Here is a 25399-nt window from a genome sequence, read left to right as displayed (position 1 = left end):
CGCCAGGACCCGGAGTTCACCGTACGCGACCGCGCCCCGTCGACGTCATCCGTCGGCGGGGCGCTGTCTTCTGCCTCAACTCAGGACAGGCGCTCAGTCCTCACCGATGATGACGAACGAGGTGGGCAGCTGCTCCTGCTTGGGGGCAGGGGCCTTCTTCGCCGGTTCGCGCTTCTTCGCCGGAGTGCTCTTGACCGGTTCGGCGGCGGCGACCTTCGTCTCGCTGTCCGCGCCGATCATCAGCGGCAGATCCTTCGGCTCGTCGGCTGCAGGCTGCTGCTCGGCTGCAGGCTTCTGTTCGGCTGCGGTCTTCGCTTCTGCCGGCGCCTGCTCGTCGCCGCTCGATTTCTCCTTCCCATCCGACTTCTCGTCGGGCGTCTCGGTCTGCGAGTCGTCTCCGCGGTTCGAGCGAGAACGACGCCGTCCGTTGCGCGAACGCGAGCGGGGCTTTCCGTTCTCGCCGTCATTCGACGAGGCATCGGACTGAGTCTGAGCGTCGGATGTCGATTCGGTCGAATCGGCGTCATCCTTCTTCAGGGTGGCTTTGGCAATCGCGGCGACAGCCGACCGAGAAGCATCCGAGGACACTGTCTCATCAGTCGATTCGGACTCATTGTGCTTGGACTTCGAGCCTGAGTCGCCCCGCCGCTTGCGGTCACGACGGTTGTCGTGGTTCGACGAGCGGCCGCCGCGATGGGCCTTCGAACCGTCTTCTTCCGAACCCGGCAGCAGCAGTCCCCGCCCGGTGAGGTCCTCGCCGGCGCTGACCAGGGATTCGGCGAGTCCGGTGCCGATGCGCTTGCGCGTCATCTGCACGAGTCCCAGCGATGTCACCTCGGCGACCTGATGCTTCGTCCGGTCGCGACCGAGGCACTCGACGAGGCGGCGCACCACGAGGTCGCGGTTGGACTCGAGCACCATGTCGATGAAGTCGACGACGATGATTCCGCCGATGTCGCGCAGGCGGATCTGCCGAATGACTTCCTCGGCGGCTTCGAGGTTGTTGCGGGTCACCGTCTCCTCGAGGTTGCCTCCGGAGCCGGTGAACTTGCCGGTGTTGACGTCGACGACCGTCATCGCTTCGGTGCGGTCGATGACGAGTGAACCCCCCGAGGGCAGATTCACGGTGCGCTGCAGGGCCTTCTGGACCTGCTCTTCGATCCGGTAGTGGTCGAAGATGTCCTCGTCCTCGTTGTAGCTGTGGACGCGATCGAGCAGGTCCGGGGCGACGGATTCGACATACTCGTGGATGGTGTTCCATGCGCCGTCGCCGTCGATGACGAGCGAGCTGAAGTCCTCGTTGAAGACATCACGGATGATGCGCACGATCATGTCCGGCTCGCTGTAGAGCAGCTGCGGGGCCAGCACCTTCGTCGACTTCGACTTCTTCTCGATCGTCTCCCACCGTTTGGCGAGACGTTCGACATCACGTGAGAGATCGGAGTCGGTGGCGCCCTCGGCAGCGGTGCGCACGATGACGCCGTTCGAATCGCCGACGAGCTGTTTGAGCAGCTTCTTCAGACGTGCGCGTTCGTTGTCGGGCAGCTTCCGCGAGATTCCGGTCATCGAATTGCCCGGAACGTAGACCAGGAACCGCCCGGGCAGGGAGATCTGGCTGGTCAGGCGGGCGCCCTTGTGTCCGATCGGGTCCTTCGTCACCTGCACGAGCACGGCATCGCCGGGACTCAGCGCGGTTTCGATGCGGCGCGCCTTGCCGTCCATGCCGAGGGCGTCCCAGTTGACTTCGCCGGCGTAGAGCACAGCGTTGCGGCCCTTGCCGATGTCGATGAAAGCCGCCTCCATGCTCGGCAGCACGTTCTGGACCTTGCCCAGGTAGACGTTGCCGATGAGCGAGGACTGCTGACGGTTCTCCTTGAGGTAGTGCTCGACAGCGATCCCGTCTTCGACGACGACGAGTTGAGTCTGGTCGCCGCTCTCCCGCACCAGCATGGTCCGGTCGACGGATTCACGTCGAGCGAGGAATTCGGCTTCGGTGATGATGGGGCGGCGACGTCCGGCTTCGCGGCCCTCCTTACGACGCTGTCGCTTTGCCTCGAGGCGGGTCGAACCCTTGAGCGAGGTGACTTCGTCGCGGTCGGTGCTGCGGGTGCGAGACCGGCGACGGCGGCGACGGCGCGAGCCGCCGTCGGAGTCGTCATCGCCATCGTCCGAATCCGAATCGTCGGAGTCACTGTGGTCGGCCTCCTTGTGATCGGAGTCGTGATGATCCGACTTCGATTGTGAGTCCTCGGCGTCCGCATCGGAGCGCTTCGAACCGCGATTGCTCGACCGAGATCCCCGCTTCGACGACTTCGCGTCCTGCTTGCCGGCAGAGTCCGAGGAATCGTCCTCGGAGTCCTTCGAGTCGTCGTCGGAGTCCTTCGAGTCGTCGTCGGAGTCAGGGAAATCGTCGTGGGAGTCATCGCGACCCCGCGATCGGCGCCCGCGGCCGCCTCGCCGCCGGCGCGGACCGCTGGAGGAATCGTCCTCACCGCGGTCGTTCTGGCGGTTCTCCTGTGAGGACGACGTGTCGTCATCGGAGTCGTGGGAATCATCCCTGTCATCGTCGGAGTCATCGTCGTCGATCGTGATGACCTCGGCATGTTCGGCCTTCGGCACCTGGAAGATCAGGCCGCCGTCATAGGGCACGGCTGGAGTGGTGCGGGGTTCGGGTGCGGCAGCCGGAGCGGCCGGGGCCGCGAAGGGATTGCGCGGGTCGAAGCTCGGCGATGTCTGCGACGCAGCATCGTCCTCGTCGTCGCCATCGGCATCGTCGGCGTCGTCGTGATCATCGTCATCGTCGTCCGTGTCTCCGCGGACGAATTCCTCGAAGACGAGTCCCCGGTTGGCCACGGCATCGCGTGCGGACTTCTGCCCGCCTCGGCGAGGAGTCGGCTCTTCGCCCTCATCATCGTCGTTGTCATCGGCATCGCCGATACGCAACGATTCGGCCGCCTCGGCGATGTCATCGAGGCGCGCACGCACGCTGTCGTCGACATCCTCGTGTTCGGCGTTCTTGGCACCCGCCGAGTGCTGCAGATTCGCGAGGTCCGCGAGAATGCCTTCGGTCGGATCTGTCGACTCTGTGCCGTCGTTCGACGTATCGTTCATCGTATCTCCCAGTCCGAAGACGCCGTCCACACCGTACGGATCTTCGGATCCTTGCATGGTCCGCAATGGACCGAAACCTGTGGATGGCACATCCGGCTCGCGCTCAGCGCGTAGGCCTTCCGTGCTGCCTCATCTTGTTGTCGACCTGCGAGGTCATACCCTCGACTCGGTGGAGGCACTTCTCCTGCTCGGTGTGAGAGCAGGTATCCGTCCGACCATTATGTCACAGAAGTGTCTCTGCGCTGTGGTTTCGATGGGGACGGGGTTTGCCGCACGGGCCATCGCCAGGCATTCTTGAGGAGTGAACACCATACTGACTCAATCCGATGATCCCGAGTCCGCCGATACCACCTCGTCGTGGGTGCTCAGATCGGTGCCGTTCGGGATCTTCCTCATCATCGCCTCTGCCATCGGCTTCCTCGCCTCGTTCTCCCTGGCGGCGGAGAAGTACGAGAAGCTGGCGAACCCGGACGTCGTCCTCTCGTGCGACCTCAACCCGTTCTTCTCGTGCGGTTCGGTCATGGAACACGCCGAGGCCGAGCTGCTGGGCTTCCCCAATCAGCTCATGGGCGTGGCGGCCTTCATCATCCCGCTGCTGCTCGGCGTGCTCATCCTGTCCGGCACCCGGCTGCCCCGCTGGGTGATGGTGGGACTGAACATCGGACTGGCCTGCGGCGTGGCGTTGGTGATGTTCCTGTTCTACGTCTCGATCTACAAGATCGGAGTCGGCTGCCCGTGGTGCATCATCGTGTGGACCGTGACGATTCCGATGTTCATGGCCGTCACCGCCCGCAATCTGCTCACCGGCGCCTTCGGTCGGCGCGCCGCCGAAAACGCCGTGCTGAGGGTCCTGGCGAAGGAGAACATCGCCCTGTCGGTGCTGTGGATGCTCATCATCTTCGCCTGCATCGTCGTGCAGTTCTGGGCATTCTTCTCCAATCTTCTCTGACCGCGAATCGAATGCAGTGAGGGCGCCCCGCCGCTTGGTGGGGCGCCCTCATGATTTCGACCGGCTCGGCTCAGACGTCGGCCACGTTCGGTCCTCTGCCTGTCATCAGCCTTCGGCCGGGTACCAGATTCCGATCTCCCGTTCAGCCGATTCGGTGGAATCGGAACCATGGACGAGGTTCTTCTGCACCTTCTCACCCCAGTCGCGACCGAGATCGCCGCGGATCGTACCCGGAGCAGCTGCCGTCGGGTCGGTGGCACCGGCCAAGGACCGGAAGCCGGGGATGACGCCCTGACCGGAGGCGATGATCGAGACGATCGGCCCTTCGGACATGAAGTCGACCAGCGGCTGGTAGAAGGGCTTGCCTTCGTGCTCGGCATAATGGGCTGCCAGTTCGGCGGCGGTGGCCGAACGGAGATCCAAGGCGTCGATCGCATAGCCCTTGGCTTCGATTCGGGCCACGATCTGTCCGACGAGTCCGCGAGCGACTCCGTCGGGCTTGATGAGGATGAGCGTACGTTCCATTCCGGTCCTTCCAATGTCGTGTGGACGTCGGTCCACAGTCTACCCGGGCACCGAGGCGCTCCCGCCTCGGCGTTCTCACAGTTCAGCCGCGCGCGGCGACCTCACGATCGATGCGAGCCGACCAGTACACGGCCACGGCCCACAGGGCGATGAACAGCGCTGCGACGAAGAACATCGAGGTGAGCACGAAGCCGGAGGCCAGCAGCAGCCCCTGCACCGCCCACCCGATGATCACACCGGGACGTTTCGCACCGATCTGCCGCGGCAGCAGGATGACTGCGATGATGGCCAGCACTGCGATGACCGAGGCGCCGATGAGCAGCTGCGCCAGGGTCAGGGTCTGCGCTGACTTCACCGACAAGCCGAATGTCGTGAGCACGGCGAAGTAGACGACGACGAGCTCGCAGATGAGGATCGATCCGCAGAGCACGGGGTACTTCGATTTCATCCCTCCTCCCCACGTCCGAGCAGCAGACGCGCTTCGGCCACTGTGTAGATGGAGCCTGTGACGACGATTCCCGGGCTCTTCGCATCGACGCTGTTGGCCAGGTCGATGCCCTTCATCAGAGCGGCATTGAGATCGGAGGCGACGATGACGGAATCCTCGTCGACCCATTCCCGCGCCGCCTCGGCGAGGTCGCCTGCCGGCAGCGCACGGGAGTTGAGATTCTCGCTGACGACGAACACATCCGCACTGCGATGGAGCTCTTCGATGACACCGTCGCTGTCCTTGTCCGCCAGCATCGCCAGCACGATGACGACATAGTCGAAGTCGAACGCCTCGGCGAGGGTGTCGGCCAGCACACGCGCGGCATCCGGGTTATGGGCGCCGTCGACGACGACGCTCGGTCCCGTGCGCAGGAGTTCCGCGCGGCCCGGTGAGGTCACCCGGGCCAGCCCCTCGGCCACCGTCTCCTGATTGAGCGGCTTGTCTTCGGCTCCCAGGAAGGCCTCGGCCGCGACGATCGCGACCGCGGCATTGTGGGCCTGGTGATTTCCGTGCAGCGGCAGGAACAGGTCGGAATAGACGTCTCTGCGGCCCTGGACCGTGATGAGCTGACCGTCGACGGCCCGCTGCCGGTCGAGGAGACGGAAGTCCCGCTCCTCAGCGGCCAGCGGAACTTCACGACGGGCAGCTTCCTCGTCGAGGACCGCCTGGGCCGCCGCGTCCTGGACAGCAGACACGGCAACAGGTTCGGGCGCCGGGCTGTCCTCGACGCTGCGGTCGAGGATCCCAGCTTTGGTCGCGGCGATCTCCTCGATGGTGTCGCCGAGGAACGCCTGATGATCGAGACCGATCTTCGTGAACACGCACACCTGGGCATCGGCGACGTTCGTCGAATCCCATTGTCCGCCCATGCCGACCTCGGTGACGACGACATCGACCGGAGCATCGGCGAACACGGCGAAGGCCAACACGGTCAGCGCTTCGAAGTAGGTGAGCTTCGCGCGTCCTTCGGCCTCGAGCTGGGCATCGACGATCTCGAGGTACGGGGCGATCTCGTCATAGATGCGCACGAAGGTGTGAGCGGACACGGGGGCGCCGTCCACGGAGATCCGCTCGGTCACCGAATGCAGGTGCGGACTGGTGAACCGGCCGACCCGGAGCTCATGAGCGGAGATGAGCGAATCGATCATCCGTGCCGTCGACGTCTTCCCATTCGTGCCCGTGATCGTGATCGTCGGGGCCGCAGTGTGGATATCGCCGAGGATCTCACACGCCCGCCGAGTCGCATCGAGGCGCAGCTCGACCTGCGTCTCCCCCGCCCGGGCCAGCAGCAGGGCATAGACCCGAGCGAGCTCGGCCCGAGTGGCCTCATCGACGACCGGTTCGGGCAGAGGTTCCGAATCCGCGTCTTGTTCTGCGGTCTGCGGATCTTCGACAGCGGCAAGCAGTTCCTCGGCTGCTGCCACCGGATCCTCGGCTGGGCTGTTGTCCTCGCTCATGCCCGCTTCACCGCCAGACGGGTGCCGCCGGGCAGCTCTTCGGGGCTGAAGACCTCGGCACCGGCGTCGACCGGGCCGAAGTCCAGAGTGGTCGTCAGGGTCTCACCGGCGATGAGGTCGACGTGAGGCTCGAGCGCGGCGACCACCTCGGTGCCGGCTTCGATGGTGACGGCGATCCGGTCGGAGATGTCGAGATCGAGCTGCTTGCGGATGCCCTGGATGGCGCGCACGGCATCACGTGCCATGCCTTCGGCCTCGAGCTCGGGTGTGACCCGCGTGTCGAGGGCGAGGAAGCCGGAGTCGAGAGCCGCGAGCTCCATGCCCTCGGTACCGGATTCGGCCACGGATTCGAGCGTGTACTCGCCGTCGACGAGTTCGATTCCGCCGCTGACGACGGTGCCGTCGGTGACGGACCAGTCGCCGGACTTCGAAGCCTTGATGACCTGCTGGACCTGTTTGCCCAGACGGGGTCCGGCGGCACGGGCGTTGACGACGAGATTCTGTGACAGGGAGAATCCGGCGGCCTCCGCCTCGGCGACGTCGAGGACCTCGACGGTACGCACATTGAGCTCATCGGCGATGATCTCGGTGAAGTCAGAGCTCAGGTCCGTGTCGGTGGCGACGGTCAGCTGCGACAGCGGCAGGCGCACCCGCAGTTGGTTGGCCTTGCGCACCGAGGAGGCCGTTGAGCAGATATCGCGGGTGAGGTCCATCGCCGCGACGAGGTCGGCGTCGGCAGGGAATGCCTCGGCGTCCGGGTAGTCGGCCAGGTGCACCGACCGCTGCCCGGTCAGTCCGCGATAGATCTCTTCGACCGTGAACGGCAGCAGGGGCGCGGCCACACGGCAGAATGCCTCCAGGCAGGTATAGAACACGTCGAAGGACTCATGCGTGTCGGTGCCGCCGTCCCAGAACCGGCGACGCGAACGACGCACATACCAGTTCGTGAGCATATCGAGGTAGCTGCGCACGAGTTCACATGCCGCCCAGATGTCGAGGCCTTCCATTGCCTCGGCGAACTCGGTGATGAGGTCGTGCGTCTTGGCCAGGAGGTACCGGTCGAGGACCTGGGACGAGTCGTAGCGGGACTGTGCCTGGTAGCCGGTCTTCTCCCCCGCCGGACCGTCGGCCGCGTTGGAGTAGGTGGCGAAGAACTGCCAGGCGTTCCACAGCGGGAGCACGACCTGGCGGACACCGTCGCGGATGCCCTGTTCGGTGACGACGAGGTTGCCGCCGCGCAGGATGGACGAAGCCATGAGGAACCAGCGCATGGCGTCCGAGCCGTCGCGGTTGAAGACCTCGTTGACATCGGGGTAGTTGCGCAGGGACTTCGACATCTTCTGCCCGTCGGAACCGAGCACGATGCCGTGGGAGATGCAGTTCGTGAATGCGGGTCGGTCGAAGATCGCTGTGGCCAGAACGTGCAGCAGGTAGAACCAGCCGCGGGTCTGTCCCACGTATTCGACGATGAAGTCGGCCGGGAAGTGGTTGTCGAACCATTCGGAGTTCTCGAACGGATAGTGCACCTGGGCGTAGCTCATCGAACCGGAGTCGAACCAGACGTCGAAGATCTCCGGGATGCGCTGCATCACGGAATTGCCGGTCGGATCGTCCGGGTTCGGGCGGGTGAGGTCATCGACCCATGGGCGGTGGAGGTCGATTTCTCCCGAGTCGTTGCGCGGCAGACGTCCGAAGTCGGCTTCGATCTCTGCCAGGGAGCCGTAGACGTCGGTGCGCGGGTAGGCCGGATCGGAGGAGATCCACACGGGGATCGGCGAGCCCCAGAAGCGATTGCGGGAGATCGACCAGTCGCGGGCGTTTTCGAGCCATTTGCCGAACTGTCCGTGCTTGATGTTGTCGGGCACCCAGTTGATCTGCTCGTTGAGTTCGACCATGCGGTCCTTGAACTCGGTGACGCGGACGAACCAGGAGGACACCGCACGGTAGATCAGCGGGTTCCTGCAGCGCCAGCAGTGCGGGTAGGAGTGCTCGTAGGATTCGTGGCGGACCAGCAGAGCACCGCGCGATTCCATCGGACCCGTGTGGTTGCGCAGGTCCTTGATGATCGCCTTGTTGGCGTCGAAGACCTGCTGGCCGGCGTAGTCGGGAACGGTCGTATCGAAACGACCTGCGTCGTCGACGGGACGGGCTGCGGTGATTCCAAAGGAGTCGGTGAGTTCCTTGTCCTCTTCACCGAAGGCGGGTGACTGGTGGACGATTCCGGTGCCGTCTTCGACGGTGACGAAATCCGCGGCGAGGATCGTGTGCAGGTTCTCGCCGAACTCCTCCTGGCGGCCTTCGAAGTACGGGAACGGAGGTTCGTAGGAGGCGCCGACGAGTTCGCTGCCGGGGAAGGTGCGCACAACCTGCGGGTCGGCACCGAGTTCACGAGAATAGGCTCCCAGGCGCGCCTCGGCGAGGATGAGGGTCTTGCCCTGAAGTTCTTCGGCACCGTCTTCACCGGGGATCACTGCGACGAGCGGGATCTCCGGGTTGACTGCCACGGCCTGGTTCGACGGAACCGTCCACGGAGTCGTCGTCCAGATGAGGACCCATTCGTCGGAGTCCTTGAGCTTGTAACCGAGGGTCACGGCCGGATCCTGACGCATCTTGTACACGTCGTCGTCCATGCGCAGCTCATGGTTCGACAGCGGCGTCTCGTCCTTCCAGCAGTACGGGAGCACGCGGTAGCCCTCGTAGACGAGACCTTTGTCCCAGAGCTGCTTGAACGCCCAGATGACGCTTTCCATGTATTCGACGTTGAGCGTCTTGTAGTCGTTGTCGAAGTCGACCCACCGTCCCTGACGGGTCACATATTCTTCCCATTCCTGGGTGTAGCGCAGCACCGAGGAGCGGCAGGCGTCGTTGAATGCGGCCAGTCCCATGCGGCCGATCTCGGATTTGTCGGTGATGCCCAGCTGACGTTCGGCTTCGAGTTCGGCAGGCAGCCCGTGGGTGTCCCAGCCGAAGCGGCGGTCGACCTTCTTGCCGCGCATCGTCTGGAAACGCGGGACGACGTCCTTGACGTAGCCGGTGAGCAGGTGACCGTAGTGGGGCAGCCCGTTGGCGAAGGGAGGGCCGTCGTAGAAGACGAATTCGTTCTCGCCGTTCTCGCCGGCATCGCGCTGGGCGATCGATGCCTTGAAGGTGTCGTCCTCCTGCCAGTAGCGCAGCACAGCGTCTTCGATGGCAGGGAAGTTCGGGGACGACGAGAGTCCGAAGGTTGAGGTCGATACCTTGGGATAGAGAGGCTGAGTCATGAGCGTCCTTCTGGGTCACTGCGGTCACTGTCACGAGGACGACAGTCTGCCGCGGTACCACCTCGCTTATCCGCCGTCCCACCGGTGCAGGTCGGTCAGCGGATCGCTCATTCACTCAGACGATGACGGGTCCACCCGTCCGGGTCTACTGAGAACGCAGCGTTTGGAACGCTGGTTCCGTTCTTCCGGATGCTCCCCGGTGATAGCCGGATCGACGCAAGACAATCGTATACCGTCGACTCCGCCCGAGACCACTCGGCGGCGCGGAGTTTCTCCCTCGCCGAGGCGGCCCCGGGCTGGAGCCGTGGGTGCTCACAGTCCCCGGTTGCGGGCGACCTTGTGCTGAGCGGCCTGGGCGATCGGTCGGATGACCATGAGATCGACGTTGAAGTGGTGGGGCCGGGTGAGGGTGTAGACGACGGCGTCGGCGACGTCGTCCGCGGTCAGCGGGTTCTCGACTCCTTCGTAGACCTTCGCGGCCTTCGCCTCATCACCGCCGACGCGTTTGAAGGTGAATTCGTCGGTGGCGACCATTCCTGGTGCGATCTCGATGACGCGCACGGGTTCGCCGGCGAGCTCGAGGCGCAGGGTCGCGGCCATCGAGTGGGTGCCGTGCTTCGCGGCGACGTAGCCACCGCCGCCTTCATAGGCCTGATGGCCGGCGGTCGAGGACATGACGACGATGTCCCCGCGACCGGAATCGATGAGGGCCGGCAGCAGTGCTTTGACGACGCGCAGGACGCCGAGGACGTTGATGTCGAACATGTCCCGCCACCCGTCGACCGATGCCTCGGCGACGGTGTCGGTTCCGAACGCGGCGCCGGCATTGGCCACGAGGGAATGGACGGCTCCCCCGGCGAGCACCTGTTCGGCCATGGACGCCACGGCGGCGTCATCGGTGAGGTCGGCGACGATGTAGTCGGCTCCGGTCTGCTCGGCGAGGACTTTGAGCTTGTCCTCTCGGCGGGCCACGGCGATGACGTCCCAGCCTTGCTCGCGCAGCTGTCGGACCGTGGCCGCACCGATTCCGGAACTGGCTCCTGTGACTACTGCTCTGAGCTTTTCCATCTGTGTTCTCCTTCGTCGGATCTGTCGGCGGGTTTGAGTCTGGATTCCGGAAGCGGGGCTCTCCTGTTCAGATTCAGTCTACGGACTCGGCTCTCGGCCGCGTGCGGTGTCTTCTGAGCCGAGATCGGTCTCGAAAGCGCTGCTCCCGGCCGGCTCGGGTGGCGTCGTTTCTTCCGGGGTCGTCGACGCGACAGGTGGGGGCCCTTCGCGCCCGGTCGGAGTTTCTTCACTCTTGGTCGGGTGTGCGGGTTGCGGGGTCGGGTTTCGCCGAAGACGGCACGGAGGCCGGGGATCTTCACTGCCACCCAGGTGATGGCGGCGCAGACGATCGCATAGGCGATCGGCATGATCACGGCGTGGAGGAGGACGCCTGGCACGGTGTCAGGCAGGCCCATGGCATTTCGGACAGGGTAGAGCAGCAGCGGATGGAGGAGGAACACACCGAAGGAATACGGATAGAACCGGTGCAGCAGTCCGAAGCCTTCGCGCAGATGGAAATGCAGGAGGAGGTAGGCGGCCATGGAGGCGAGGACGACTCCGGGGGCGAGGTATTCGTACGGGAACATCCACGGCTTCTCACCGGGACCCAGACCGGCCCAGACCGCAGTTCCGGTGACCGCGATGATGAGGCTGACCCACGCCAGGACTGCACCTCTGACCGAGAGCACGATATCGCGCAGCACCCAGCCGAGGATGTAGAAACCAGCCATCGGCAGGAACCGAGTGGCGATATTGGCTTCGCCGACGTCGAAGACCATCGACACCCACTGGTCAGTCATGCCGACGCCGAGGAAGATCAGACCGGTCCCCCACTGCAGACGGCGGGAGCCGTGCACACTGAGGAGGCGGAAGAACGGTGTGAGCAGGGTCAGACCGGCAAGGACGTAGAGGAAGTAGAGCTGGACGAAGGGCGATCCGGTGAGGATCGCGATGCCCGGGTTCCAGGTGTCATCGTCGGGCTGCAGGTAGTAGCGGCGGAACAGAACGTACACGACTGTCCAGAACACGAGGGGGATGCCGATTCGCCAGACACGTTTGGACAGGAACTTCCGCGGTTTGCTGCCCCGGTCGGGGTCGAGGGCCAGAGCCCCGGAGATCATGATGAACACGGGCACCGACCACCGGCAAGCGGAGTCGATGGTGTTGGCCAGCCACCAGTCGGGCCCCGAACTCGCGAAGTTCTCTTCGACGACGGTGCCCAGGGAATGGATGGCTACGACGGCGATGATCGCGATCGCACGTGCCGGATTCATCCACGCGGTCGACGTGGGCGGCGGATTCTCTGTCGGAATTCGGTCCAAGAACGCCATGTGTCCATGATGGCATTGCCCGCGGCGCAGGCGACTCACTGCGCCTTCAGGGTGTGAGCCCTCCCACACCGTCGGACTGGGGCGGCCGAGGTGCGAGTGCTGCACTCGAGCACCGGTGGGGCTTGGCGCGGCCACGAGCGCGAACCGGTTTGGCCGATCGCGAACCGGGTGAGAAAATCAGCAATTATGAACACACCTGCCTTTTCGGACTCGACGCACGAGTCAGTGAACCTTCCTGACAAGCCGGCCCTCGAGGGGCTGCGGGACAAATGGGACGCCGCGTGGAGCGAGCAGAACGTCTACGCGTTCGACGTCGACACCGATCGTGAGCAGGTCTACTCGATCGACACTCCCCCGCCGACCGCCTCGGGGTCGCTGCATGTCGGACACGTGTTCTCCTACACCCAGACCGACATCATCGCCCGCTATCAGCGGATGACCGGCAAGAACGTGTTCTATCCCCTCGGCTGGGACGACAACGGCCTTCCGACCGAACGTCGCGTGCAGAACCACTACGGAGTCACCTGCGATCCCGGCCAGCCCTACGACCCGGACTTCCAGCCGCCGGAGAAGGCACCGAAGAATTCGCGTGACTTCGTCAAGGTCTCTCGCCAGAACTTCATCGAACTGTGCGAGAAGCTCTCCGCCGAGGACGAGAAAGTGTTCGAAGACCTCTTCCGCTCCACCGGACTGTCCGTGGATTGGAAGTACACCTACCGCACGATCGATGACGATTCGCGTGCGGTGAGCCAGCGGGCCTTCCTCACCGATCTGAAGAACGGGCATGCCTATTCGCAGGACGCCCCGACCATGTGGGACGTCACCTTCGGCACTGCTGTGGCTCAGGCCGAACTCGAGGATCGTGAGCGCGAAGGCGCGTACCACAAGGTGAAGTTCTTCCCCGAGGGCGCTGATGGCCAGGCCGACACCTCGGCGGAACCGATCATCATCCTCACCTCGCGTCCGGAGCTCATTCCCGCCGTCGTGGCACTCGTCGCTCATCCCGATGACGAACGCTACGCCTCCCTGTTCGGCACGAACGTCGTTTCGCCGCTCTTCGGTGTCAGCGTCGAGATCCGCGCCCATGAGCTTGCTAAGTCCGACAAGGGCACAGGCATCGCCATGGTCTGCACCTTCGGCGACCTCACCGACGTCACGTGGTGGCGTGAACTCGATCTGCCGACCCGCGCGGTGATCAACCGCGGCGGCCGCCTCAGCCTCGAGGTGCCCGAGTGGATCGCGAACTCATCGAAGTCCGATGCTGTGGCCAACTATGAGGCACTGGCAGGAAAGACGACGTTCTCTGCGCGCAAGGACATTGCGCAGATGCTCATCGACTCCGGTGACCTCATCGGTGAGATCGAGCCGATCACGCATCCGGTCCCGTTCTACGAAAAGGGCGACAAGCCGCTCGAGGTCGTCACCAGCCGTCAGTGGTACATCCGCAACGGTGGACGGTCGGCCGAGCTGCGGGATGCGCTCATCGCCCGCGGTCGCGAGATCGAATGGCACCCGGCGTACATGCGCTCCCGCTACGAGAACTGGGTGGAGAACCTCAACGGCGACTGGCTGGTCTCCAGGCAGCGGTTCTTCGGTGTCCCGATTCCGCTGTGGTACCGCCTCGACGCTGAAGGCCAGCCCGATTACGATGACCCGATCGTGCCCGAGTCGCTTCCGTGCGACCCCATCGCCGAGGCTCCTGCCGGCTTCACCGACGACCAGCGTGATGTGCCCGGCGGGTTCACCGCAGACCCGGATGTCCTCGATACCTGGGCGACGTCGTCGCTGACGCCGCAGCTGCTCGGCGGCTGGTCGCGTGACGAGGAGTTCTTCGACAAGGTATTCCCCTTCGACCTGCGTCCACAGGGACACGACATCATCCGCACTTGGCTGTTCTCCACCGTGGTCCGGGCAAACTCGCTCAACGATGCGGCACCGTGGAAGCATGCCGGCCTGTCGGGGTGGATCCTCGATCCGGACCGGAAGAAGATGTCGAAGTCCAAGGGCAATGTCGTGGTTCCGTCGGACATCCTCGGCGAGGCGAAGCCGGGATTCGGTCCTGACGCGGTCCGCTACTGGGCGGCCAGCGCGAAACTCGGCGCGGACACCGCCTATGACGTCACGCAGATGCAGATCGGCCGCCGGCTGGCGATGAAGCTGCTCAACGCCTCGAAGTTCGCTCTGGCACAGGGAGTGCACGCCGGTCTCATCGGTCAGCTCGGCGCCGTCACCCACGATCTCGATCGGGCCCTGCTGGCGAAGCTTGCCGAGGTCGTGGAGCAGGCCGGGAAGCATATGGCCGCTTACGACTATGCTCATGCACTGCGTGTGACCGAGAGCTTCTTCTGGGAGTTCACCGATGACTATGTCGAGCTCGTCAAGGACCGTTCCTACGGCTCGTCGGGATCTGACGATCAGCTGTCGGCGCACGTCACCTTGGCCACTGCTCTGGATGTCCTGCTGCGTCTGTTCGCTCCGTTCACTCCGTTCGTCACCGAAGAGGTCTGGTCCTGGTGGCGCACCGGTTCGGTCCACCGTGCGCCGTGGCCGGCAGATGAGGTGCTGAGCCATCCGGAATCGTCCGTCGCTCCCGAGCTGCTGGCCTCGGTGGCAGCCGCACTGACCGAGATCCGCCGCACGAAGACCGAGGCCAAGGTGTCGCAGAAGACCGAGGTCGCTTCCGTGACCATTCAGGCGCCGGCCACCGTCGTCTCCGCCATCAAGGCGGCAGAAGGCGATCTCAGGGCCGCGGGCCGTATCAAGTCCCTGAACACCGAGGAAGCCGGCGAGGAGATCACCATTGCCTCGATCGACTTCGTCGACCAGGACTGAGCCGAACACCAGCCGGCCCTGACGGTCAGCCGGCGCACCCTCCGGCCCCGCCGGCTGAACTGTGACCCGAACTGGTCCCGCAGAGCCCCGCGACATTCGTTCCTCCGCAGAGTCGGAGCAGCGGATGCCGTGGGGCTCTGTTCATGTTCCGGAACGGATACACGAAATGACCGGGGTCTGCGTTCTCTCCGCCGTACTATGGTTATCGACCACTGAAGAAGCACCGAAGTCCTCCCTGAACGAAAGGACCCCAGAACCGTGAGAAGCGAACTCTTTTCCAAGCGCAATGCCGAGGTCCAGAACCAAGAGCGGTGGACGCTCCAGTCGAACAAGATGCTGCGTTCGGTGGTCACGCCGAACGCGCCGATGATCGCCACCAAGGGCGCGATGGTCGCCTATCAGGGCGATGTCCGTTTCACCCACCAGGGGTCGAAGTCGGTCGGCCAGTTCATGAAGAAGGCAGCCACCGGGGAGGGCGGAAACGTCATGCGCGTCGAGGGGCACGGAGAGGTGTTCTTCGCCAGGGAGGCCTCGAACATCTTCATGATGGCGCTCGAAGGTCCGCAGGACGCACTGACCGTCAACACCGCGAATCTGCTCGCCTTCGACGACGCGCTCAGCTGGGAGATCAAACGCATCAAGGGCGGTGTCGGTGCGATGGTCAGCGGTTCGGGACTATTCAACCTCGAACTTGCCGGCCAGGGCACTGCCGCCATCTGCTGCAAGGGTGAGCCCATGGTCCTCGACTGCTCGCAGCAGCCGACCTTCGTCGACCCGCAGGCCGCCGTCTGCTGGTCGTCGGCGCTGGCCCCGCAGATCAAGACCGACGTCAGCGTCGGCACCTTCTTCGGTCGCGGCTCCGGTGAGTCCGTGCAGCTGGCATTCCACGGCCCCGGCTTCGTCGTCGTCCAGCCCGCAGAGAACGAAGTCTACTCGGCCACCACCAGCTGACGCACCTGGGGGCCGTCCGCAGCATCACCACGCTGACGCACTCCTGATCTGCTGCTTCGGCAGCGAGTCGGGGGTGTCGTCGTCTCTCCCGCGCATCTCCCCGATGTCGCCGCATCGGGCGCCCCTCACCCGTCGTCACTCAACAACTTGGTGCACAACGGTGTTTCGGCAGGGCGCGTGAGGAATGCGCCAGCACCGGGGCGTTATGACACTGGAGCGGTGGAGTAAGGGCAACGGTGAGGGATGCGAATGTACCGGGACGTCATGCCGCTTGCAGTCCGGGGTGAGAGCCACGAAGCAAACTGAGCGACAATACCCGAATACGCGGATATGTCGGATTCTATTGACATGTCGGAGAAACCGACTCTGCTTGGCTCATTCGGGCTCGACGTCGACACGCCGCTGGAGCGTCAGGCGCTCAAGGGCATGGGTTCGGGGTGGCCGGGAATGCTGGCCGGAATGGAGCAGACCCTCCAGAACTAAGACTCGCGCTGATTCGGGGACGACGCATGGTGGTGCGAGCACGGTCGAACGTCAGGCCTGCTCGATGGATCAGGCAATGGCGACAGTGTGCTCGTGCCCGCCCCGTTCGACCCGGTATTTCCGGAAGGTCGGAAAGGCCACCGCACAGGCGAGCACAAGAACGATGACGGCGACGCCGCCACCCGCCGAGGCGACCGTGGTGTCTGTGACGGCCGCGACGGAGCCGTGGAGGACGTCCGCGATACGAGGTCCGCCTGCGACAACCACGATGAACACTCCCTGCATCCGACCGCGCATCGCATCGGTTGCGGCTTCCTGGAGCATCGTCTGGCGAAAAGCGCCGGACACGATATCGGCTCCTCCGCCGACCGCCATCGCAGCCAATGCGACGACGAGCGCGGTCAGCCAGAACCCTGCCGCCAGTTCAAGCGACAGTCCGAACACCGTCATTGCCGCACCCCAGACGACGATGGCGACGATGACGGCCAGTCCCTGGCGCTCCACACGTGAGACCCACCCGGAGAAGATCCCCGCCAATGCACTTCCGCCGGCCAGCGCAGCGAAGAGCAGCGAGAAGACGATGCCGCCCTCGGGCGGACCGTCGAAGGTCTCAGCGGCGATCTGCGGGAACAGTGCCCGCGGCATTCCGAAGACCATCGCAATGATGTCCACCAGCAGAGAGACCATGACGACGGTGTTCGTCCGCAAATATCGGAACCCGTCGACGATGCCTTTGAATCCCGCCCGAGTATCGGGCTGTTTCTGCGGCGGCAGCGACGGCAATCGGATCACTGCGTAGAGCGTAGCGAACAAAAACATGGCGTCGATGACGTAGAGCAGCTGGTACCCGAACAGAGGGATCAGCGCTCCGCCGACGACAGGGCCGACGACAGCGCCCAATGTCATCACGGTCATGTTCAGCGAGTTCGCCGCGGGCAGCAGGCCGAGCGGGATGATCGACGGCAGCAGAGCTCCCCTCGCGGGTTGGTTCAGGCCGAAGAATGCCTGCTGCATCGAAAACACCGACAGCAGCAGCCAGACATTGTCGCTGCTGAGCACCGCGATGAGGGCGAGTATCGCGCTCGTGACGATCAGACCGACCGTCGAGATCACGAGCAGTCTGCGTCGATCGATGACATCGGCCAACGACCCGCCCCACAGTCCGAAGACGATGAGTGGAACCAGCCCGAACGCACCGGCGAGCCCGACGTACCCGGACCACCCGGTGATATGGAAGATCTGTGCGGGGATCGCCACAACAGTCATCTGCGCACCGATGACGGTGACGATATTGGCCACCCACAGGCGTCGGAACGACGCGTAGCGCAGTGGGCGTGTGTCGGCCAGGAGTCTCATGCGAAAAGAGACTCAGGCAGACTTCTTACTCGTCCTGTTCCGTGACTTCGGCACGAGGGTCGGGGCGACATTGGATTCGACGACGTCCTTGGTCACGACCACCTCGGCGATGTCTTCGCGTGAAGGCACATCGAACATGACCGGCTGCAGGACCTCTTCCATTATCGAGCGCAGGCCTCGAGCGCCCGTGCCGCGCAGCAGAGCGAGATCGGCGATGGCCTCAAGTGCGTCGGTCTCGAATGTCAGGGAGACATTGTCGAACTCGAACATCCGCTGGTACTGCTTGACCAAGGCGTTCTTCGGTTCTGTGAGGATCGACATCAGCGCGGCCCGGTCGAGGTTGGACACGGTGGCCAGCACCGGCAGGCGGCCGATGAACTCCGGGATGAGGCCGAACTTGAGCAGATCTTCGGGAAGGATGTCCGCGTAGAGGTCCTCTTCGTCGTTCTTCGACTGCAGCAGGGCGCCGAAGCCGATGCCGTGCTTGCCCTTGCGGCCGGCGACGATCTCCTCCATCCCGGCGAAAGCGCCGGCGACGATGAAGAGCACATTGGTCGTGTCGATCTGCAGGAAGTCCTGGTGCGGGTGTTTGCGCCCGCCCTGCGGCGGCACCGACGCCTGAGTGCCTTCGAGGATCTTCAGCAGTGCCTGCTGCACGCCCTCACCGGACACGTCGCGGGTGATCGACGGGTTCTCCGACTTGCGAGCGATCTTATCGATCTCGTCGATATAGATGATTCCGTGCTCGGCACGCTGGATGTCGAAATCCGCGGCCTGAATGAGTTTGAGCAGGATGTTCTCGACGTCTTCGCCGACGTAGCCGGCTTCGGTCAGCGCGGTGGCATCGGCGACCGCGAATGGGACATTGAGACGCTTGGCCAGCGACTGGGCGAGGTAGGTCTTTCCCGAGCCGGTGGGACCAACGAGCAGGATGTTCGACTTCGCGATCTCAACCTCGGAGTCGTTCGAGCCGAGGGTCTTCTCATCACCGGACTGCAGCGATCGGATGCGCTTGTAGTGGTTGTACACAGCTACCGACAGTGCCTTCTTCGCCGGTTCCTGACCGACTACGTACTCCTGGAGGAAGTCGAAGATCTCACGAGGTTTGGGCAACTCGAGTTCGGCCTGCTCCGGACTGGATTCGCTGAGCTCCTCTTCGATGATCTCATTGCACAATCCGATGCATTCATCGCAGATGTAAACACCAGGTCCGGCGATGAGTTTCCGAACCTGCTTCTGAGACTTCCCACAGAAGTTGCATTTGAGCAGGTCTGCTCCGTCCGCACTGCGAGCCACTGTCACAACCTTTCGCCAGGACGCTTGGCCCCAACTCTACCGCTCGTGTTTCCTGTACCTCAATAGCTTCCCATACGTGGCTGACACGAGCCCCCAGCCACGACTCGGTGTGTCGGCGGAAGGAACTGAGAATGGGTCCGTCCGATTGCAATCGCACGAACCCGTTCTCAGTGTTTCCCTGTCCTCCGACAGGTGATCAGCTCGCGTTCTTGCGCGAAGAGAGCACCTGGTCGACGAGACCGTAGTCCTTGGCCTGCTCGGCCGTGAGGAAGAGGTCGCGTTCGATGTCGTTCGAGACCTGAGCGGCCTCCTTGTTCGAGTGCTTGGCCAGAGTTCCCTCGAGCCATTCGCGCATCCGCAGCACCTCAGCGGCCTGGATCTCGAGGTCAGACGCCTGCCCCTGTCCCTGTCCCTGCATCGCGGGCTGGTGGATGAGCACTCGCGCGTTGGGCAGTGCCAGCCGCTTGCCGGGAGTGCCGGCGGCCAGCAGCACTGCGGCTGCGGAGGCAGCCTGACCGAGGCAGACGGTCTGGATCTCCGGCTTGATGTACTGCATCGTGTCGTAGATGGCCGTCATCGCCGTGAACGACCCACCCGGCGAGTTGATGTAGAGAGTGATGTCGCGGTCGGGATCCTGCGATTCGAGGACGAGCAGCTGAGCCATGACATCGTCCGCGGAGGTGTCATCGACCTGTGCGCCGAGGAACACGACACGGTCGTCGAAGAGCTTCGTGTAGGGATCCTGGCGCTTGAAGCCATAGGGTGTGCGCTCTTCGAACTGCGGCATGACATAACGCGACTGCGGCATGTTCGACGCCGTCGAACCCGGCATTAAGTTCATTGAATTCATTCTTCCCTCACTCCTGCTCAGTTGTTCTCGACGTCGGACGCGCGGGTGACCATCTTGTCGATGAATCCGTATTCGAGCGCCTCTTCGGCGGTGAACCAGTGGTCGCGGTCGTTGTCCTGGAGGATCTGCTCGAGCGACTTCCCGGTCTGCTGAGCAGTCAGTTCGGCCATCTGCTTCTTCATGTGCAGGATCAGTTCGGCCTGGATCTTGATGTCCGTGGCGGTTCCCCCGATGCCGCCCAGCGGCTGGTGCATGAGGATGCGGGCGTGCGGGGTGGCGTAGCGCTTGCCCGGGGTGCCCGAGGAGAGCAGGAACTGTCCCATCGAGGCAGCCATTCCCATGGCCACAGTGGAGACATCGGGCTTGATGTACTGCATCGTGTCGTAGATGGCCATTCCGGCGGTGACGGAGCCGCCGGGCGAGTTGATGTAGAGCGAGATGTCCGCTTCGGGATCTTCGGCGGCCAGCAGCATCATCTGCGCGCAGATGGCGTTGGCGTTGTCGTCACGCACTTCCGAACCGAGCCAGATGATGCGCTCTTTGAGAAGACGATTGAAGATGTGGTCATCCAGACCCATTCCCCCACCGGCGTCGAGGCCGACGGGAGCTGTCATGTCGTATGCGCTCACGTTTCACTCCTGTGTTCTGTGGATGGCTTGTTATGGACTCTAACCGCTCTCCCCCGGGTTTTAGTCCGCGGCGAGGCCTGTGTTCGCCCTCAGCGTGATCGGGACCTGCGCAGATGCGAAGACGGCGGGTACGGATCACGATCCGTACCCACCGTCTCATCAGGATTCCACCGCCGAGGCGGCTCGTCCTCAGTTCTCTTCGGCGGCCTCTGCAGGTGCTTCGTCCGCGGCTTCCGCGCTCTGCGCGGTCGCGCCGGCTTCCTCGGCGTCGTCACCGGCGGAGGTGAAGGCCTCCATGTCGACGACGTTTCCGGCGGTGTCCTTGACCGTGGCGCCGGCGAGGACGGCGGCCAGGGCCTTGCGGCGCGAGACTTCGCCGACCAGCGCATTGACCTGGCCGGAGCTGTCGAGCATCTGGGCGAACTCGTTGGGGTTCATTCCGTACTGCTGCGAAGCGGAGATCAGGTACTCGATGAGTTCTGGCTGGCTGACCTCGACGTTCTCGGCTTCGGAGACCGCATCGAGGATGAACTGCGTGCGCAGGTTGCGCTCGGTCTCCTCGGTGACCTCCTTGCGGTGCTCGTCGTCGTCCGAACGGTTCTCGGACTCGAGGTGACGCTCGACCTCGTCGGTGACGATCTTAGCCGGGACCGGGACGTCGAGGGTCTCGATGAGATGTTCGAGGACCTTGTCCCGTGCCTGGACGCCCTGCTCGGTCTCCTTGGCTTTGCCGGCCTGGACGCGCAGGTCCTCCCGCAGTTCGTCGATCGTGTCGAACTCGCTGGCCAGCTGAGCGAAGTCGTCGTCGGCCTCGGGCAGTTCACGTTCTTTCACAGCGCCCAGGGTGATCTTCACAGTGCCCTGTTCGCCGGCGTGCTCGCCGCCCGCGAAGGTGGTCTCGAAGGTCGTGGTCTCTCCGGCGGAGAGGCCGTCGAGCGCTTCGTCCATGCCTTCGAGCATCGTTCCGGCACCGACCTGGTAGGAGATGTCGGAGGCGGTGTCGATCTCTCCGTCGCCGATGGTGGCGACGAGGTCGAGGGTGACGAAGTCGTCCCTGGCCGCGGGGCGGTCCACGGCGACGAGGGTTCCGAAGCGGGTGCGCAGCTGCTCGAGCTCTGCATCAACATCGGCGTCGGTGACCTCGATGGGGTCGACCTCGATGGAGATCGTGTCGTAGGCAGGCAGTTCGACCTCGGGGCGCACGTCGACCTCGACTGTGAAGCCGAGTTCGCCGTCTTCGGTTCCGTCGAGACCGGGAACCTCGGAGATCTCGACCTCGGGCTGGCCCATCGGCTTGAGGTCATGCTCTTCGACCGCGTTGCGGTAGAAGTCGTCAAGTCCGTTGTTGATGGCTTCCTGGATCACAGCAGGACGGCCGATGCGCTGATCGATGATGCGCGCGGGGACCTTGCCCTTACGGAACCCGGGGACGGTGACCTGATCCCCGATGGTCTTGTATGCCTCGTCGACGCTCGGTTTGAGTTCGGCGTATGGGACTTCCACGCTGATCTTGACCCGGGTGGGGTCGAGTTGCTCGACGGAGCTCTTCACAGTGTGACCTTTCAAATTCGACAGTCATGCATTTTCGGTCATCTCCGACCTGATCATCCGGGTTCGTGACCGCAAACGGCCATCTCACAGCCTGATCGGTCATCTCGTGACCTTAGAGGGAGCGAAAGTCCACGAATAGTTCGCGCACGTCCGCAAGACGCAATCCCCTATGTTACGCGAAACCCCGCCCGGTACGCGAAACCGGGGTGATTTCACGAGCTCGCACCACCTCGGTGCCCGTAGAGTTCGTCGAGGGTGATGATGACGTTGGCCGCAGTCCATGACAGCGGCGCCACGGAGACCGGATCGCCGTCCCCGCTGATCTTCTCCGGCAGAGACCCCGCGCTCGTGCGGTGTTCTGCCAGCCAGTCGAGGATCGATTCGGCCCGCTCGCTGAGCCCGAGGCGCGCGAAGCCGAGCCCCATGAGCGAGGTCGACGGCGTCCAGCTGGAGCGGTCGATGATCCAGCCGTGTCCGGGCTTGATCCCTCCGGCCGGCTGTTCGAGGCGGTCCCAGACGCCTGCGAGAAGCTCGGGCTCGAGCGCGTAGATCCCCTCTGACCGCTTCGGCACGAGCCCGGCCGCCGGCAGATAGGCGATGGCCGAATCCGATCCGCCTGAGGTGGGGTACCGCTGCATCCCATTGGCACCGAAGGTTCGCGTGAAGGTCGCACGAAAATCATCCGCTGCGCGCAGGACTGCTGCCGAATCCTCGCCGAGGCGGCTCCACAGTTCGCCATCAGCCTTGGTCAGTGCGGTGAGTGAGTTCATCCCGACCAGAGTCGGTCCGGCCAAGCCGAGGGTGACCTGTGATTCTCCGACCTCCCAATAGTCCGGGCCGACCGGAGGCAGGCTGCGACCGCGGTCGGTGAGGGAGAACAGGCGCCGACTGGTCCGTCGCAGCAGGACATCGAGTTCCCCGAGGTCGGACGGGCCAGTCGTCTCCGTGGAGACGGCATGCACTTCGGAGACCGCCCAGAGCACGAGACCGAGGGAGTCGAACTGCGAATCGCGATCGTCCGGCGCCAGTCCGGTCAACGGGTCGACGCGGGCGGCGAACGAACCGTCGACCGCCTGCACGGACTGCAGGCAGCGCAGATGGCTCCATGACAGTTCCGGCAGCCCGACCCGCGCCAGAGCCACTGCAGAGAAGGCCGTGTCCCGCGGCCAGACATAGCGCCAGGCATCGGCCCATCCGGCGACCGGCGCGGGCAGTTCATCGCTGAGGACCCATAGGTCGAGCAGGGCGGAGACAGCGAGGTCGCGGCGGTGGGCAGGCAGAGATCCCAGCCACGATTCGCAGCTGTCGAGGAATTCCCGCTGCCTCCGGGCCGGGCCCGGATCGGCCAGATCCGGCATGACTCGTGACTGTGCGGGCAGGCGTCGCGCGGCGACGGCGTCGAGGGCCTCGCGCCGACCTGATCCGGCGTAGGCGGCGGTGACCGAGCGGACGGGATCCGGTTGGGCCGCCTCGGCGAGGGCTGCGGTGATCGCCGAACCGAGACCGATCGCACCGATCCCGGCGACCGCTCCGGTGAGCATCGCTCGCCGGCTGGGCCGGGCGATCGCCGACGCAGTGTCCCTTTCATCGCGCAGGGGCGTGCTCTGCGGCGACTGATCGACTGTGGTCATCTGAGAATCTTACCCACCCGGGAACGAAGAAACCGGCCTAACCATCAGGTCAGACCGGCTTGTGGAGGGGATGACGGGAATCGAACCCGCACCATCAGTTTGGAAGACTGAGGCTCTACCATTGAGCTACATCCCCGTGTTGCGAGTTCGACTATAGTCGAGAACTTCGTCGAGCGCCAAATCGACATTCGGTGACCTGCGTCACCCCTGCTATCTCACTGTGAGGTGTGTCGCATTGACGGGTTTGCGCGATTCGCAAGGTGCACGTCGCGACCCGCCTGTGGTTAGATAGGAGCCGTCGCGGGATGTGGCGCAGCTTGGTAGCGCATCTGTTTTGGGAACAGAGGGTCGCAGGTTCAAATCCTGTCATCCCGACAGACTTCAGCCGCCCGGACCGATCGGTCCGGGCGGCTTTCTCGTGCCCAACTACGCTGGCCCCCAATTACTACCTGAGGGCGGCCCAGATACCTGGCGCTAGGTTGCTCAGCCGCCGTCAGGTAGTACCAAAGGAGACATCTCAGGTGAGGCTCACGCCTCGAAGTCGATGACCTGCCTGACGACCGTCCCGTCGGAGAGCGCGTCGAAGGCCTCGTTGAGCTCGTTCAGGCCGATCGTGTCGGAGATGAGCTCCTCGACGGGCAGCTTGCCTTCCCTCCACAGCTGGGCATAGACGGGGATATCCCGACTCGGCACTGCCGACCCCAGATAGGAGCCGATCACGGTCCGGGCCTCCGCAGTCAGGGTCACCGGGGTGATATGTGACTGCGCATCCGGAGCGGGGAGCCCGACCGTCACGGTCGTCCCGCCGACGGCGGTGGCTGAGAACGCGGTCTCGAAGGCTCGAGGATGGCCCACGCACTCGATAACGATCGGTGCCTTCCGCTCCCCCAGCTGCTCGGGAGTGAAGACCTCGACGGCGCCGAGTTCCTTCGCCCGCACGAGCTTGTCGGGGTTCGCGTCGACGCCGATGACTCCGGCCGACTCGATGGACAGCGCGGTGATGAGTGCGGCCATTCCGACTCCGCCGAGGCCGACGATCATCACCTCGTCATCCGGTTCCGGCCGTCCCGCGTTGAGCACCGCTCCCCCGCCGGTGAGCACGGCGCAGCCGAGCACAGCCGCGATGGAGGCGGGAACGTCGTCGTCGACGGGAACCACGGAGGCGCGGTTGAGAACCGCATGCGAGGCGAACACTGAGGCACCGAGGTGGTGGAGCACCTCTGCGCCGGTGTCGTCGTGGAGACGCACCTTGTGACCGTCGAACGGCAGCGTTCCGGCTCCGTTCGTCGCACTGCCTGGAGTGCAGGGCAGTTTGCCGTCAGTGCGGCAGTTCGCGCATTCCCCGCAGCGAGGCAGGAACACTGTGACGACCTGCTGCCCGATCTCGAGATCATCGACGCCGTCGCCGAGTTTCTCGACGACTCCTGCCCCTTCGTGACCGAGCAGCATCGGCAGAGGCCGGGGACGGTTGCCGTCGACGACGGAGAGGTCCGAATGGCAGACTCCGGCAGCCGTCATTCGGATGAGCACCTCACCGGGCCTCGGCTCATCGAGTTCGAGGCTCTCTAACGCAATCGGTTTCGACTGCGCAAATGGCCGAGGCCGTTCCTTCTCGCGCAGCACAGCGCCGTGGATCTTCACAGTGTTCTC

General features: G+C 64.2%; 18 protein-coding genes and 2 tRNA genes. 5 read left to right on the top strand and 15 right to left on the bottom strand.

The window, feature by feature from the left end; all coding sequences use genetic code 11:
- Window positions 1-93: 93 nt before the first annotated feature.
- Window positions 94-3111, bottom strand: a complete 3018-nt coding sequence (locus BI49514_RS07330; protein ID WP_244195084.1) for an Rne/Rng family ribonuclease — start codon at window positions 3109-3111, stop codon at window positions 94-96.
- A gap of 301 nt (window positions 3112-3412) precedes the next feature.
- On the opposite strand from BI49514_RS07330, the gene BI49514_RS07325 reads away from it, so the two are divergent.
- The gene (locus BI49514_RS07325; RefSeq protein WP_101545587.1) at window positions 3413-4060 is read left to right on the top strand and encodes a vitamin K epoxide reductase family protein; all 648 of its coding nucleotides are present in this window, start codon (window positions 3413-3415) and stop codon (window positions 4058-4060) included.
- Between the two features lie 105 nt (window positions 4061-4165).
- Here the strand turns inward: BI49514_RS07325 and ndk are convergent, their stop codons facing one another.
- The 6 genes from ndk to BI49514_RS07295 all read right to left on the bottom strand — a co-directional run bounded on the left by ndk (window position 4166) and on the right by BI49514_RS07295 (window position 12170).
- Window positions 4166-4585: a nucleoside-diphosphate kinase gene (gene ndk, locus BI49514_RS07320; RefSeq protein ID WP_039210750.1), complete on the bottom strand. Its 420-nt coding sequence runs from the start codon at window positions 4583-4585 to the stop codon at window positions 4166-4168.
- A gap of 82 nt (window positions 4586-4667) precedes the next feature.
- Window positions 4668-5033, bottom strand: a complete 366-nt coding sequence (locus tag BI49514_RS07315) for a DUF4233 domain-containing protein (RefSeq protein WP_101545585.1) — start codon at window positions 5031-5033, stop codon at window positions 4668-4670.
- Complete coding sequence (locus BI49514_RS07310) at window positions 5030-6532, bottom strand: bifunctional folylpolyglutamate synthase/dihydrofolate synthase (RefSeq protein WP_101545583.1); 1503 nt, start codon at window positions 6530-6532, stop codon at window positions 5030-5032. Before BI49514_RS07310 ends, BI49514_RS07315 begins: the two co-directional genes overlap by 4 nt.
- Entirely contained in the window at window positions 6529-9792 is a 3264-nt protein-coding gene (gene ileS, locus BI49514_RS07305) for an isoleucine--tRNA ligase (protein ID WP_101545581.1), read from the bottom strand. The genes BI49514_RS07310 and ileS overlap by 4 nt, the downstream gene beginning before the upstream one ends.
- A 312-nt stretch (window positions 9793-10104) precedes the next feature.
- Entirely contained in the window at window positions 10105-10860 is a 756-nt protein-coding gene (locus tag BI49514_RS07300) for an SDR family oxidoreductase (RefSeq protein WP_101545579.1), read from the bottom strand.
- Window positions 10839-12170 (bottom strand): acyltransferase, encoded by a 1332-nt coding sequence (locus BI49514_RS07295; RefSeq protein WP_257904117.1) that lies wholly within the window; start codon window positions 12168-12170, stop codon window positions 10839-10841. Before BI49514_RS07295 ends, BI49514_RS07300 begins: the two co-directional genes overlap by 22 nt.
- Window positions 12171-12356: 186 nt before the next feature.
- On the opposite strand from BI49514_RS07295, the gene valS reads away from it, so the two are divergent.
- From valS to BI49514_RS16890, 3 genes are all read left to right on the top strand, one after another.
- Complete coding sequence (gene valS / locus BI49514_RS07290; RefSeq protein WP_101545577.1) at window positions 12357-15002, top strand: valine--tRNA ligase; 2646 nt, start codon at window positions 12357-12359, stop codon at window positions 15000-15002.
- A gap of 258 nt (window positions 15003-15260) precedes the next feature.
- Window positions 15261-15953, top strand: a complete 693-nt coding sequence (locus BI49514_RS07285; RefSeq protein ID WP_101545575.1) for an AIM24 family protein — start codon at window positions 15261-15263, stop codon at window positions 15951-15953.
- A 348-nt stretch (window positions 15954-16301) separates the two neighbouring features.
- A complete protein-coding gene (locus tag BI49514_RS16890; RefSeq protein WP_257904116.1) occupies window positions 16302-16436 on the top strand; it encodes a hypothetical protein in 135 nt (44 codons plus the stop codon).
- 69 nt (window positions 16437-16505) lie between these two features.
- Here the strand turns inward: BI49514_RS16890 and BI49514_RS07275 are convergent, their stop codons facing one another.
- The 7 genes from BI49514_RS07275 to BI49514_RS07245 all read right to left on the bottom strand — a co-directional run bounded on the left by BI49514_RS07275 (window position 16506) and on the right by BI49514_RS07245 (window position 23885).
- Window positions 16506-17792, bottom strand: coding sequence for an MFS transporter (locus BI49514_RS07275; RefSeq protein WP_101545573.1), 1287 nt, complete (start codon window positions 17790-17792; stop codon window positions 16506-16508).
- Window positions 17793-17804: 12 nt separating this feature from the next.
- Window positions 17805-19088 carry an ATP-dependent Clp protease ATP-binding subunit ClpX gene (clpX, locus tag BI49514_RS07270; protein WP_101545571.1) on the bottom strand — a complete coding sequence of 428 codons (1284 nt, stop codon included), beginning with the start codon at window positions 19086-19088 and terminating at the stop codon, window positions 17805-17807.
- 196 nt (window positions 19089-19284) lie between these two features.
- Window positions 19285-19929 (bottom strand): ATP-dependent Clp protease proteolytic subunit, encoded by a 645-nt coding sequence (locus tag BI49514_RS07265; RefSeq protein ID WP_101545569.1) that lies wholly within the window; start codon window positions 19927-19929, stop codon window positions 19285-19287.
- 26 nt (window positions 19930-19955) lie between these two features.
- Window positions 19956-20552 carry an ATP-dependent Clp protease proteolytic subunit gene (locus BI49514_RS07260; protein ID WP_101545567.1) on the bottom strand — a complete coding sequence of 199 codons (597 nt, stop codon included), beginning with the start codon at window positions 20550-20552 and terminating at the stop codon, window positions 19956-19958.
- A gap of 204 nt (window positions 20553-20756) precedes the next feature.
- The gene (tig, locus tag BI49514_RS07255; RefSeq protein WP_101545565.1) at window positions 20757-22118 is read right to left on the bottom strand and encodes a trigger factor; all 1362 of its coding nucleotides are present in this window, start codon (window positions 22116-22118) and stop codon (window positions 20757-20759) included.
- Window positions 22119-22330: 212 nt separating this feature from the next.
- Window positions 22331-23749 carry a glycoside hydrolase family 15 protein gene (locus BI49514_RS07250; protein ID WP_244195082.1) on the bottom strand — a complete coding sequence of 473 codons (1419 nt, stop codon included), beginning with the start codon at window positions 23747-23749 and terminating at the stop codon, window positions 22331-22333.
- Window positions 23750-23811: 62 nt separating this feature from the next.
- Window positions 23812-23885: transfer RNA gene (locus BI49514_RS07245), tRNA-Gly, on the bottom strand.
- A 165-nt stretch (window positions 23886-24050) separates the two neighbouring features.
- Here BI49514_RS07245 and BI49514_RS07240 point away from each other — a divergent pair.
- Window positions 24051-24124: transfer RNA gene (locus BI49514_RS07240), tRNA-Pro, on the top strand.
- A gap of 153 nt (window positions 24125-24277) precedes the next feature.
- Here the strand turns inward: BI49514_RS07240 and BI49514_RS07235 are convergent.
- Window positions 24278-25390 carry an alcohol dehydrogenase catalytic domain-containing protein gene (locus BI49514_RS07235; protein WP_180954364.1) on the bottom strand — a complete coding sequence of 371 codons (1113 nt, stop codon included), beginning with the start codon at window positions 25388-25390 and terminating at the stop codon, window positions 24278-24280.
- Between the last annotated feature and the right edge of the window lie 9 nt (window positions 25391-25399).

The organism is Brevibacterium iodinum ATCC 49514, from assembly GCF_900169265.1.
Lineage (GTDB): Bacteria > Actinomycetota > Actinomycetes > Actinomycetales > Brevibacteriaceae > Brevibacterium > Brevibacterium iodinum.
This window is presented reverse-complemented; position numbering and strand designations above follow the sequence as displayed.